The organism is Alcanivorax nanhaiticus, assembly GCF_000756665.1.
Taxonomy (GTDB): domain Bacteria; phylum Pseudomonadota; class Gammaproteobacteria; order Pseudomonadales; family Alcanivoracaceae; genus Alcanivorax; species Alcanivorax nanhaiticus.
Genome location: NZ_ARXV01000001.1, coordinates 271927 through 286076, shown reverse-complemented (window position 1 = coordinate 286076; position 14150 = coordinate 271927). Strand labels below are relative to the sequence as shown.

Annotated in this window: 6 protein-coding genes; all 6 read left to right on the top strand. The window is 56.5% G+C overall.

Features of this window, described 5'->3' with window-relative positions; genetic code table 11:
• The first annotated feature begins 43 nt into the window (after window positions 1-43).
• The 6 genes from tssE to Y5S_RS01250 all read left to right on the top strand — a co-directional run bounded on the left by tssE (window position 44) and on the right by Y5S_RS01250 (window position 14108).
• A complete protein-coding gene (gene tssE / locus Y5S_RS19040) occupies window positions 44-475 on the top strand; it encodes a type VI secretion system baseplate subunit TssE (protein WP_052041299.1) in 432 nt (143 codons plus the stop codon).
• Entirely contained in the window at window positions 459-2171 is a 1713-nt protein-coding gene (gene tssF / locus Y5S_RS01270; RefSeq protein WP_035229602.1) for a type VI secretion system baseplate subunit TssF, read from the top strand. Before tssE ends, tssF begins: the two co-directional genes overlap by 17 nt.
• Entirely contained in the window at window positions 2135-3145 is a 1011-nt protein-coding gene (tssG, locus tag Y5S_RS01265; RefSeq protein WP_035229599.1) for a type VI secretion system baseplate subunit TssG, read from the top strand. Before tssF ends, tssG begins: the two co-directional genes overlap by 37 nt.
• Complete coding sequence (gene tssH / locus Y5S_RS01260) at window positions 3145-5826, top strand: type VI secretion system ATPase TssH (RefSeq protein WP_035229597.1); 2682 nt, start codon at window positions 3145-3147, stop codon at window positions 5824-5826. Before tssG ends, tssH begins: the two co-directional genes overlap by 1 nt.
• A gap of 163 nt (window positions 5827-5989) precedes the next feature.
• Window positions 5990-8239 carry a type VI secretion system Vgr family protein gene (locus Y5S_RS01255; protein ID WP_035229595.1) on the top strand — a complete coding sequence of 750 codons (2250 nt, stop codon included), beginning with the start codon at window positions 5990-5992 and terminating at the stop codon, window positions 8237-8239.
• A gap of 46 nt (window positions 8240-8285) precedes the next feature.
• Entirely contained in the window at window positions 8286-14108 is a 5823-nt protein-coding gene (locus Y5S_RS01250) for a type VI secretion system Vgr family protein (protein ID WP_081939610.1), read from the top strand.
• Window positions 14109-14150: the final 42 nt, after the last annotated feature.

The window sequence follows — 14150 nt, the reverse complement described above, 5'->3', positions numbered from 1 at the left end:
GGACGTGTTCCGCCCATTCTTTTATTCAATGCTGGAACCCGTCATGACCGCCGCCCTGTTTGAAACCCTGCAAGGCCGATACAGCGATGGAACCCCGGTTTCTGAACTGGAGGGCCGCAGTGCCCGGATTCGCAGTATCCAGGATCATTTGCAGCGGCTACTCAATGCCCGTTACGACGTCCTGGCCCATATCCCGGAACATGGACTGCCTGATTTGCCGTCCCTTTACGATGGATTGCCGTACTCCCTGGACGCCATGACGCGCATTGTCCGCAATACCATCCTGCGTTTCGAGCCACGTCTGCAGCATGTGCAGGTGAGTGCCCGCTATGAAGAAAAAACCGATAGCGTGGTGCAACTGGATATCACCGGTGTATTGCAGGAAGGCGGAATGGCCAGATTCCGGACCAGTTTCATGAGTGATGGCGGTGCAGAAATCCGCTCGGGAGCAGGTGCCCATGCGGGAGTATTTTGAATCGGAAATGCGGCTTTTGCATGAGGCCGCAGTGGATTTTGCGCGAGCCCATCCCGAGCAGGCGCGCATGCTCAATCTGGCTGAGGTGCAGGATCGAGACCCCTATGTGGAGCGTCTGCTGGAAGGCATGGCGTTTATTGCTGCGCAGATTCGCAGCCGCATTGATGACAGCGAAAGCCGCATCAGCGAACAGTTGTTGGAGCAGCTCGCACCGGGTCAATTAAGGGGCTACCCCAGTCGAGCGGTCATGGTGTGTGAATTCTCGGCGGGTGCACAGAATAGTAAAGTGCTGGAGGCCGGTAGCCAGATCCGATCCGCCCCGGTGGGGGACGATAATACCGAATGTGTCTTCACCACACTGGCTCCCGTGACGTTGGCTCCGCTCATTGTTGATGCGATTGACTGTGAGGAGAGAGGGGACGGCGCGACCCGAGTTACCCTGTCACTAAAACCGTCGGGGGCGGGAAGCCTGTCAGATCTGGCGTTGTCAGAACTGAACCTGTTCCTCCATTGCGACCCGGCGCTGGCCATGGCTTTGGTACACGGGATGACTTGCCAACAGCACGCCATGGATATTCTGGTGGATGACGAGCCCGTGGGCAGTCTGCCAGCGGCAAACCTGAGCTTGCCCTATCTGCAATCGCTGGATGCGGATAGTCGCCATCGTGCCAACCCCGCTTTCGCCTTGTTGCAGGATTATTTTGCCTGGCGTGAACGCTTCTTTTTTCTGCGTTTGTCCGGGCTGGATTCAATGAATCTTCCGGATAAATCCCGCAGTCTGAAAATCACCTTTACACTGCCGGTGCAGCTTCCTGCGGAATATCCATTGCGCCCGGAACACGTTCAGCTTAATGCGGTGCCTGCTGTCAATCTGTATGAGCAGGATGCGGAACCGCTGGATGTGGATCAAAAACGTGCGGCCTACCGATTCCTGCCAGATCAACGTCGCCCGGACAGTGTCGTGCTTAATGAGATCCTGTCTTTGCAGGGCAGGGACCGTAAAGGTGCTGCGATTACCGAGTACCTGCCGTTTTATCAAGCCAGAGATCTTTCTGGTGGTCACGCCTGCTACCGCATTAGCCGGCAGAACATGGGACTGGAAACTCCCCAGGCGTTTATCAGTTTGTCTGGATCGGGGTTAATTCATGCCCAGACCCTGAGTGCACAGGTTAGCGTCAGCAATGGTTTCTTGCCGCGCCGTTATCTGTCCGAAAAACAGATTCACCGTGCGGTGTCGGGTATTCCTTCATCCATGCAGATTCATAACCTGCAGCGCCCATCCGCTTATCTCCCCTGCCCGGATAGCAACAGCTACCGCTGGCAACTGCAGTCCTTGTTGCAAATGCCGGTCAGCGGTTTGGCCAATACTGATTCGCTGCGTGCGTTGATGGGTTTGCTGGACTGGAGTGAGCGTAAGGAAAACCAGCGCCGCCGCGAAGCCCTGCAGTCGGTATCAGTCGAACCGGTAACGCGGATGCACAAAGGCATGCTGTATCGCGGTGTGGCAGTGGAGGTGGAGGTCAACGAAGGGGACTTCCTCTCGCTGCATGACATCTATCTCTTCGGCTCTGTGCTGCACACCGTATTGGCCAATATGGCGGCTATTAACGAATGTGTTGAATTGAAGATTGTCGCCCAGCCCACTCACAAGGAGTTGTTATGGGAGCCGCAAATGGGCTGCCAGACGCCGCTCTAGCGCAGGCGCTGCTGTCCGCCCCACAACAGTTTGATTTTTGTCAGGCCATGGAGCTGCTTGAAGCGCTGGATCAGGCGGGGCAGGGGTTTGGCTATGGTCTCGAAAAACGGGTGAAGCTGGTTCCCGATGAAGATCTGGTTTTTCCAGCTTCGGATATTCGCGCCTGCCAGGAGCAGGGTGGCGTGATCACAATGCTACTCAGTTTCATGGGGCTCTATGGCGTGGATGCCCCGGTCCCTCATTACCTGCTGGATCAGGCCACGGCTGATGATGATGATGCCGCCCGATTGCGGGACTTCCTGAATATTTTTAATCCCCGTTTTTATGCGTTGTTGTACCGCGCCATGCAGGTTGAAAGGCCGGCGGCGGGCAGATTACCCGCCGGTTTTCTTGGCTGTGCCCAGGCGATTGCCGGCATCTTGCCAGGAGCTGATCAGGAAGAAAAGAACGAAAACGCGGAGGGCGTCAGCACTCGCTCGCGTCGTTATTTTCCCGTGCAACGGGTAAGAAGTGTCAGCACCTTGCAGGCCTGTCTGCGCGATGCCATGGGTGGTATCGACGTGAATGTTGCGGACAAGCTGCCTGCCTGGGAGCCGCTGGGTCAAGGCATTCAGCTGGGCTGTGGTGGCAATGGCCTGGGCGATGATGCCGTACTGGGCGGACGAGTATTTATCGCTAATGGGCCGGTGCAGGTACAGCTCGGGCCTGTCTCACCAGAGCAAGCGCAAACACTGCTTCCAGGGCACCCAGAGGGTAACCAGGTCCAGCACATTTTAGGCGATTACCTGGGTGGGCAAGCCCAGGCATCCCTGGCGATTCGGGTGGCTCCGCTGGATCGGCAGCCGGTCCGACTTGGTATCGAAGAACAATGCTTGGGGCGTTCTGCCTGGCTGGGTGAACAGCTACAGAAAGAAACCATTATTCGTGTGGCGGGGAAGGCCATGCAAGCCAATCAGATTCAGGGAGTGATGTGATGCAGGGACTGCGAACACTGGTGGAAAAACTGAATGACACCTGTGCCTCCGCACTGGAGCAGGCAGCGGTATTGGCCGCCGCACGCGGCGATTACGAGGTTCGTCTCGAGCATGTGCTAATCAAGTTGCTGGGCAGCGATGTGCAAAACGATCTGCAAGCGGTTTTGGAACAGACCGGGATTAGCGAAGACTGCCTGTTCGACGGGCTCATGCAGAGTCTGCAACGCTTGCGCACCGCCAACCCGGACCGGCCGGTATTCTCCACTCGGTTAGTGCAGTGGCTTGAGCAGGCATGGGTGAGTAGTACTCTGCATTACCAAAGCACGCATATTCGCAGTGTGCATTTGCTGGATGCCTTGCTGGAATTGCTGCCACGTTTTGGTGAAGTCTCGCTGGAACCACTGCAATCGATTGGGTTAACGAGTCTTCGCGACAATGCCAGCCACTGGCTGATGCGTTCAGTGGAACATCATGGATCAGACCCTGAAGCACAAGTTGAGAAAGATGCTTCACCGGTTGCATCAAGCCAGGCTGCGCCAGTCAAACAAGAAGCGCTGGATTTGTACTGTCAGGACTTCACCGAGTTGGCACGGCAAGGCGAGATGGATCCGATCAGCGGCAGAGGCAATGAAATCCGCATGGCCATAGATATTCTCTGCCGGCGCCGCAAGAACAACCCTATCCTGGTGGGTGAACCGGGTGTGGGTAAAACGGCGGTAGTGGAAGGCCTGGCTCAGATGATAGTGCAGGGCATGGTGCCGCCAGCCCTGCAGCAAGTGCGTCTGCTGGGGCTGGATCTTGGTCAGCTGCAGGCGGGTGCCAGCGTCAAAGGCGAGTTCGAACGACGGCTCAAGCAAGTGATCAGTGAAATCCAGTCTTCCCCAGTGCCCATCATTCTGTTCATCGATGAAGCACATACCCTGATTGGGGCCGGTGGAGAGGCCGGACAGAATGATGCTGCCAACCTGCTCAAGCCAGCCCTTGCCCGAGGCGGCTTGCGCACCATCGCCGCCACCACCTGGGCAGAATATAAACGCTACTTTGAACGGGATGCGGCACTGGATCGCCGCTTCCAACGCGTCCCGGTGGACGAGCCGGATGTGGAACAGGCGCTACTGATGTTGAGTGGCCTGAAACACAAGTTCGCTGAACACCATGGCGTGCATCTCAGCGATGAAGCATTGCAGGCAGCCGTGACATTGTCGCAACGCTATATTCCTGCGCGCCAGTTGCCGGACAAGGCCATCGATGTACTCGATACCGCTGCGGCGCGGGTGCGCCTCAGCCAGTCCTGTCCGCCCGCGCAACTGGATCAAGGAAAGGAAAAAGTGCGCTATCTGTCCCAGCGTCTGGAAGCGCTGGAGCAGGATCAAGCCAAGGGGCTGGCTGCCAGTGCGGTGTTGCAGCAGCAGTTTCGAGAGAGTCAAGCCGACACCGAACAGCGCAACGCAGCGCTTCAGCAAGCCTGGCAGAAGGAGAAAGAGCTGGTTTCCAAACTGGATGGTTCGCCAGCCAGCCGGGACGCTCTCTACGCCCTTCAGGGCGAAACTCCGCTGGTGTACCCGGAAGTGACTGCGACCACCGTGGCGGAAGTGATTGCCGACTGGACCGGCATCCCGCTGGGCCGCATGCAATGTGACGAACTCACCGTGTTGCAAAACCTGGAATCCCATCTCGCCCAGCGCGTGACCGGGCAGGAAAGCGCGCTTGGCCGCCTGGCCCAGAGTCTGCGCACCGCTCGCTCTGGGCTGCGCAAGAGTGACGCACCGTTGGGCGTCTTTCTGCTGGCCGGGCCCAGTGGCGTTGGCAAGACAGAAACCGCGCGAGCGCTTGCCGAAAACCTGTTTGGCGGGGAGCGCAGTCTGGTCACCATCAATATGAGTGAATACCAGGAGTCGCATACCGTCTCCCAACTGAAAGGCAGCCCGCCTGGCTATGTGGGCTACGGTGAAGGCGGTGTGCTCAGTGAAGCCGTTCGCCAACGACCCTATTCAGTGGTGTTGCTCGATGAGGTGGAGAAAGCCCACCCCGATGTGATGAACCTGTTCTATCAGGTATTTGATCGCGGCATCTTGCGTGACGGGGAAGGGCGTGAAATCGATTTTCGCAATACCGTCATCCTGATGACCTCGAACCTGGGCAGCGACATCCTGATGCAGGAAGCCGCACCGCTGGAGGCGAATGAGTCCCTTGAGACAGAGCAACAGGGCGGTGATGACACTACCAGCAATGAACAGGGCGACTGGATTGCACCAACGGACAGCCAGCTGATCGACGCGATTACCCCCGCACTCCGGCAGCATTTTGCGGCGGCATTGCTGGCACGCATGCAGGTCATCCCGTTCCGCCCCCTCGATGAAGAAGCCCTCGCCACCGTTGTGGCCATGCGTCTGGAAGCCGTGGCGGAACGTCTGCAGCAAGCCCACGACATGACGTTCCGGGTAGACCGCCAAGTGGTCGATTTGCTGACCCGACAATGTCAGGTAGCCGAAAACGGAGCCCGTCAGGTGGAAGCCATGATCGAACAGCAGCTGCTGCCAGGCCTGTCCCGTCAACTACTGGGTTATATGGCAGAAGACAACCTTCCCGACATTCTCACCCTGACGCTGAGCGACGACGGTGAAATCGACGCTATTTTTTCTGATCGAAACATCCCGGAAGAAGATGCGCTGAGTGCCTGACGGGAGATCAGTTTCGAGCGGTGAGCTACGCATTTAGACGAAAGGAAGACACTGAGGATCGGACATTCTCGCCCTGTGGGAGCGGTAGTTCCAGCGGGATAAGTCGCTCATCTGCTGCTCCCCGAACAGATGGAAGCAGACCGAACATGACAAGGACGACATCATGAAACCGGATGATATTTTCGAATCCGCGCTCAGCAAGCTGACCGGCAAGGCGGGGCAGATGGACTCCCCCCTCAGCAACCTGGGTGGAGTGAGCGGTGGAATGGACACGCAAGGTGGACTGGGGGCGCTGGCAAAGAGCATTACTGACGGTGGCTCATTGACCGAGCAACTCCTGACGGGATTAGGTGAAGCTGCCGGCATCAGTATGACCACCTTGGTCGAGGCACCTAAATGTCGTTTTTTCATTGACGTAGCGGGTCTTGGTGAAGAAGCACTGGCAGTGGAATGCTTTGCTTCCCGTGATCTGGGATTGTCTTCACTGGGGCGCATGCAAGTGGATGTCCTGGCACGCATCAATCCTGCGCTGGCCTCCATGCCCGGCGAACCCGCCACACTGCGCGTAGAGGGCGCAGGGGCCCAGCAACAACATTTCGGGTTCATGGTCGAAGCGGTAGAAGAACTGGGTGCCAGCCCGGAAGGGCCACGATTGCGATTGCATCTGGTGTCGCCCCTGTATCCGTTGGCGCTCAATCGTCACAACCGGGTGTTCCTCAACAAGACCGTTCAGGAAATCATTTCACAAGTGATGGAAGAAGCGGGTTTCAACGCCGATACCATCACCATTGAAATCAAACAATCGTTACCCACCCGTGCCATGACCGTGCAGTATGAGGAAAGCGATCTGGAATTCCTGACCCGGCTACTGGCTCGCGATGGCATTTTCTATACCGCAGCACACCAAGAGCGCGGTGCTCACCTGTACTTTCTGGATGACAGCAACCGCCTGCAGGACATCCTCGGCAGTGCCATGCTCGAATACCATCCCAGAAGCGGCCAGCCGAGTGACAGTGAATGCGTCTTTCAGCTTACGCGAACCCTTCACTGGCGCAGTGGCACATTCAACCTGCATGACCACAACCCGGATACCCCGGACGCTGACCCCAAAGGTTATGCCGAAGGGCTGGGCGGTCGTGGCGATCAGCACTTCTGGGGTGTAAATGCCGTTGATGCTGACCAGTGCAGCACCCTGGCTCGCATTCGTTGTGAAGTGGAAGATGTACAACGGCAAACAGTGATTGCCCGTGCCGACACAGGGCAGTTCATCCCCGGCATGAAACTGATCCTGTCCGGTCACCCTCAACACGACGGTGAATGGCTGGTGGCAGCGGTCAATATTCAGGGAGATCAGCGTGTCGGCCATGCCTTTGGGCAGAATAGTGATCAACCGGGCCTGCAAAGTGAACTGACACTGGTGCCGGTATCGATTCCATGGCGCAGTGCGGCGCAATGGCGTCGTTCACCGGTGCATGGCACCTTCTCTGCGCTGGTCGAAGGTGATGGCAGTGAGTATGCCTATCTGGATGATCAAGGCCGTTACCGCATTCGTTTTCCCTTTGATTTAAGCGATACCCCGAAAGGTGAAGCCAGCCCGCCGGTGCGCCTGATGCAACCCTACGGCGGGCCGGATAGCGGCCTGCATCTGCCTCTTCACGCTGGCACAGAAGTGATGCTCAGCTGTGTCAACGGTGATATTGATCGTCCCGTCATCCTCGGTGCTCTCAGCAATCCGGTCACGCCGGGGCCGGTCTCTGCAAGCAACCCCAGTCAGCACATCCTGCGAACCCGGGGGGGGAACGAGTTGCTCATGGAGGATCGTGCCGGTGAAGAACGCATCGAACTGTTCACCCGCGACCGACAGAACCGACTCAGTCTGGATGCCCGTGCAGACGCGCAGCAGGTCACCCTGGAAAGCATCGACGGCGACATGACAATCCGCGCGGGCAGCAACATGACCACCGAAGTGGGTGGGTCACAGACCTGGCAGGTAGGCGAGGATCAAACCATTACCGTAACCCGAGACCTCAAACTGATGACCCAGGAAGGTGAGGTGGAATTGCAGGCAGGGTCAGACCTGTTGTTCAAGGCCGGTGACAATCTGCGCATGGCCACGAACAACGGCAACCTCAATGTGCATGCCGGCAAGGATCTGATCCTGAAAACCGAAAATTCCTTCTCACTGGATGTGGTCTCCGGCGATGCCTCCATGGTGGTGAACAGCGGCAAGCTGGGAATGGATGTTCAAGGTGCCATCATCCTGCGCGGTTCGGGCAGTGCCCCCATTCGTCTCAGTCAGGGCGGAGGCTCCATCGAAATCACCCCAGGCGGAGATCTCATCATCGATGGCAGCAACGTGGAAATCTCCGGCGGCTCCATCAAGGTGGATGGGCAGATGGTTGGCAGTAATTAAGCGTTAGCAGCAAGCTCGCTACGTATAGGGAAAGCACAATCAGGGAATGAATATGGGTTGGCGGGACAGTATCGAGAACAAGCTGAATGATGCTCTGGAGGATGCCAGGGAGGCTATCGGTGAGCGGCTGGAGCAGGGAGTGGGTTCATGGCTTCAGCCCGGGCCTGACGCACCCGGTGGTGGAGAAATCGAACTGACCGTAGACGGACTTTCCCTGGAGCCCTATGCCTTGATCGCTCAGGCGGCGCTCAGCCAGCCAGGAGAGTATCGTTTCTTCTGTGCAGTAGGAGCAGGGCTGGAGGCCGGCAGTTTGTTGGGCAAGTCTGCGGACTGGTGCTGCATTAGTGCAGACGGGCTCAGCTGTGATTACGCCGGCCAGGTGATGGCTATCGAGCAGGGGCGAACTTTGCCCGATGGTCGCGAAGAATGGATCTTTTCTGTCACTTCAGGGCTTGCTTCCCTGAGCCAACAGAGCCGATATCGGATTGTGCATCAGCGAAGCGTTATCGAGTTGGCAGAAGCATTGCTCAAAGAGCACGGCTTGACGGTGGACAATCGTACCCGGCAGTCATACCCGGTGATGGACTGGACAACACAGGTTGGCGAAACCGACCTGCAGTTTTTGCAACGGCAGTTGGCCCGGCACGGCATCTGGTGCTATTCCCGGAAAGGCGATCAGGGCGAGATCATTGTGCTTGCGGATGATCAGCACGGTGCCGAGCGGGCAGATCGTGGCCAACTGGATGTGATGGCGGAAGTCGGCGGGAATCGCAGTGCCCAGGGTATGGCCTCAGTGGCACTGCGCCAGTCCCACCGTTACTACCGTTGGCAGCCAGAGAAAACCCGGATACATCAGCAAGTGTGTCCTTCGGAGTTTCCTGCCCAGACCCAGGACCGCCGCTCCGGAAATACTGAGTCGGCGGCGGAGCAGGTTTTTTTCGAAGCCGGTAGCCCGGATGCCCATGACGCTATCTCCCTGGCAAGGCTGGAGACAGAACGGCAGCAGTGCCGTGCCCACGTTATCCGGGTGAGCGGTGCCATTGGGGATCTGCAACCTGGTCAATGGGTACCCATTGAAGGGGAGGGGCCCTGCCTGGTGACGGAGGCAAGGCTAACCTTTTCTTCACCGCGTAACCATCAAGGCAATACGCCAACCGGATTCGTCTGGGAAGCAGAGCTGCTGCATCTGTCGCAAGCCTACCGGCCGGCATTGCCCGCAAAAGTCTCCCCTCCACTGGTCTTTCCCGCCCGAGTGGAGTCCTCCGGGCCGTACAGTGAGTTGGATGGCCAATGCCGTCGCGTAGCACGACTCCATTTTGATGACGCAGGAAAACCTCACGCTGAGTCCAGTCCGCCGCTGCGCCAGTTACAGCCACATGGCAGTCTGCCGGGGTTGGATGGGCAGTCCACTGGCTGGGATTGGCCGCTACGTGATGGTGCGGAAGTCCTGCTCACCTGTTTGAATAACGATCCCGACCAACCCGTCATTCTTGGTTACGCCCCGGCGGCAAATCAGCCCGGCCCGGTTATCAATCAAAATGCATCAGAAAACCGTTTGCTCACACCGGCAGGCAACCAGCTGAGTCTGGATGACCGGAAAAACGCGCAAGCCATCACCCTCAACACACCGGACGGCGAATGCCTGCTGGCACTGGATGCCGCCAGCGATAGCCCGATTGTCACTCTGGCCTGTGAGCAGGGAGCGTTGGTCATGCGCGCCGGGGGGAGCCAATCCCTTGAGGTTGGAAAAAGCAGTCAGACTCGCGTGGGCAGCGACAGTACCACCCAGGTCATGAATCACTCCTCAGTCAAAACCGACAGCGGGCTTATTCATTACCAGTCCCAAACCGACACCCACGCCACAGCCAAGAACAACGCCACGTTAGAAGCCAAGAACAACCTGGAGCTCTACAGCGCAGCCAACAGTCAGCTACGCATCGAAGGCAACCTCAGTATTACCGCCAAAAAGGGGCTCGCCACCCGGATAGGCGGCAGCCTCCATCTACAAGCCGCAGATGCCATCGACATCCGCGGCGATGGCAGCGGTGACATCACCCTCCACCAGGGCGGCGGTGGCATCACCATCAAAACCGACGGCACCATCCGCCTGTTCGGTAATACCGTGACACTGAAAAGCCAGAGTGGGGTGACGTTTAACGGGAACATGGAGTATGGGGTGCCGGTGCCTGTGGTGGCGGATAGTCCTGTGCCGGTAATGGCATTGACTGGTGAGTCGATGCCAGAGTTGGATCTGGATCCGGAATGGCAGAGTGATTCGTCATCAATGCAATTACGGTCGGTGACCTGGTTACAGAATCGAATTGCTTCAGGTAACTCGCCTTTCGCCAAGCTCGCTGCCCGCGGATTGACCCTGGGTGATCAACTGACCGTGACCGTGATAGAGAAGCAGGGTGAGAGCGAATCGGCAATAGAAACGATTCAGCACAGGGTCGACAAGGCATCTGGCGAACTGATTCTGCCTTGGACTGGCCAGCTGCCTGCGGGTCAAGTCCAGTTGACAGATGACAGGGATGATGAGGTCTTGCAGGCCCGAAATTATTGGCTCCGGGTTGAGTATCAGGGGCAGCAGGTGGAAACAGAGGTTCCCCTGCAAATACTGGGTGATTTGCAATTCACTCCCTTGTCGGAGGCAGGAGGTCCGCTTCCAGAAGGGGCAATCGCCACAGTGGAAGATGCAAACGGAGAGCTGCACTACAGCACGGTCACCAATGGGTTACTGAGCTTTAAGGGGGTACCACTGGGTGACGCCAGATTAAGCCTGGATCACTATCAGCACCTTAGCGAGCCTGAGTATCAATCAAACGCTCAGCAGCACGGGGATGCCTGCGCCCTCCGCTCTTGCTCCAGAGCAGACAACTGCCTTTCAGATGGCAATGAAACTACAAACCTGACGTGCAAGCTGGCTCCAGTCGAAGATTTCATCATCATCCCCGCCAGTGAAGAAGTTTTGCTGCTGACAGAAGCCGAAGTGAAGAAACTGCAGCGGCTTGAAGAGAAATACAACGCGCCAGTGAAAAAATTGCAGGAGGCGATTCAGGCAGGGGATGACCGTGGGGCTGCTGAGGCGAGACAGGAACTGGAGGTATTGCTATCCCAGGCAGGAAATCAAACATCTGACGCTGGTGAAAGTGGAAGCAAGCCACCGGAGAGATATGCGAACGGCGGCAATGCTCCGCCTGCAATGATTGAACTGGTTCGGCCCTTGAAAATCGGGGGGAGTCAATTTTCCTTTATTCCCAGCGATGCATTGGCCTATCACAGCCTGGAGGGCGAACGCCGCTATACCGTACCTGGCATTCGTGATGCGTTGACTTACGGAACGAATGACCTGACGGATAAGGATCAGGCTGAAAAAAGGACCCAGGGGCTGAAAGAAGCTTTTGGCAATGTGTCCGCCAAAATCAACGCTGAGGTTGAACTGGTTGAAAAACGGGAGGGACAAATTCGCTCCCGACAGGCGCTGGCTTTGTTAGGCCCTGGAGCCACACTGCTACAGCTACTACCTGACAGCTGGTTCCAGTCCGTGGACAACTGGGTAGCCGATGTTAATGAAAAAGCCAAGTTTTCGATGGGCTGGAAGCAGTATCAGAGAGACAAGGCGCTGGAGCTGCTGGCCAGTGAAGAGTTGGATAAGAGCGGATTGGGTGAGGCTCAGGACGCCGTGTCGCAGGTGTGGTCAGTGGAGGGGGAGAATCAGCCTGAGTGGCTATCGGAATTCACCCAGACAGAAGATCTGACCCAGGAGGAGCGCCATTACTGGCATGGTGTAATCAAAGAAACTGACTTGCCTCCCGAGTCCTTCGAAGTGAGTGGTGGAGCGTCATTCATGCGCTATGTGGGCGGCGCAACAGCGTCTGCCGACATTGATTTGATGAAAGGCACGGTCAGCGCTGAAGCCAAGGCAGAGATGGATCTGTCGTTGGCGCAAGGGAAGATGCAGGGCCAATTCATGCTGCCCGACAAGCTCGGCTGGCAAGCTAGTTTCAATGTGCGGCGCCGAAGTACGCAGATTAGAGTTGATCAGGTGCGGTCGCTGCTGCAAACCGTCCCGGTAGATCATGGTAGCTTCCCCTCGCCACACGTCGTCAGTCTCCTGAATCAGAGTCTCAGAGCGCTCCGAGCTGCTAGTCAGTTGACCCGAACAGAAATGCGTGTCGATGCCATTGGGCGTGATGCTTCGGGTAACTACTGTCCTTATCGCACTCGTGCAATCCAGAGCTTTCTGCTGGGTGATGTCAACGGTTGGTTGGCACTGTTCCGGGAAGGTGTATGGGGTGGAGCAGAGCAACAGCAAATCAGTAGCGCCCTGGGGGTGAAAAGAGTCACTAGTTACCAACCCATGGGGCAGCTATTAACGATGATGAATGATGAGCTGTTACCAGGCTTATCAGTAGCAGACAGGAGTGGGCCAGGTTCTTTGCAACCAAATGATGAAAAGGAACTGCGCCTGCTGATAGTTCAATATTTCCAGAAATACCGGGATTTGGCGCAGATTAATACCATGAGCTTTTACTCAAGCGTTATCAGTAGCCATTTCCACCAATGCCCACCTCCCAACAGCCAATCATACTGTGACAGTATTCGGAGGCCATCGGGCAATGGAGACATACTGCTTAATCCGTTTAGAGTGACAGTAGAGAAGAATGTTCTCCAGGACGAAGAAGCAAAGCTGGGTAATTTCCGGTTTGATGTGACAACCAGCCTGACAGGGTATGCCGGGGCTAATCTGTTGGCAGCAGGGAAAGTTTACATCAACCCGAAGGAAGGGAGCTTGGAAGCAATAGGTCTCCGCTCGGACGCCCCTTGGCCAGATCAGGAGAGCCAACGCAGTGGCATGATCAATACCACAGCGCTAGCCACCCCCTCTGACAATGTAAAAGTAGCCAAGAGCACCAGATCACCGTTCGATACTGAACTGGATGACCAACAAGGTGCCAATGTGCAGCTGGAGGCCTTCGTAGGGGTAAAAGCCACTTTGGGAATCAAGGGAGGGCTCATGTGGCAGCAACCCCAGGCAAGTCAGTTCAAGGCTTTAGGCAGTGTTGGGTATTCTGCTACGGGGATGGCCGGTATCGGTGCGGGGCTGGATTTTCAGGTCGGATTTGATGCGCTTACAGGGCGATTTGTAATCCACTGCAAGGCAGAGTTGGCGTTTAAATTGGGTGTTGGCGGTGGTTTTTCCTTCACTGTCGATGCAATCCATGTAAAGGGTTTTCTGGTGCTTTTGTACAACGAGTTGAGCGATGCAGAGTTTAATATAATCGATTTGTTTGCAAAAGATGGTGATCTAAACACTGCGTTTGATGCCTTCTGCTCCTTCCAGTACGAATTGTTCAAGCTAGGAGGAGTGCCTGGCGTGGCGGCTGGTGCTGCCGCTACTGGGGGCTTGATGGCTGTTAGTGCTGTGCAGGCGGTATTTAATTATCGTGCTGATTTGCTTTATCGCTGGGAGCGTTGGGATGAGGATAGCGAAGCTGCCCACCGACTGGCTGAAACCCTATTGGATCAAGCGGAAGCGCGTGAACTGCTCGGTTATGCCTTTCCGGAAACCAAGGGGCGGCTCCTCAATACACTGATCTCGGCAGGGACTACCCAACGAGATATCAATCTACTCTCGGGTGGGCTTGATGAACGTCGGGAAGAAGCGGTAGTTGTGGTCCTTGAGAGTATTCAGCATGCCCGCGAGTACCAGGAGGTGATGGAGCACATGGGGGTCAACATTCCCGTCGATGATGGTCCTGCGGAAAAAATGGATAGGGCTGACGATAACCAGAAGCGTGTGTTGACCTTCCTTGATGGTGAGGAACGAGCTCGCTTCCAGAATATTTCGAAACGTTTTGCGGGTTAATGATACCTCATTAAAAAAACACCTGACTCCTTGAATTGGGGC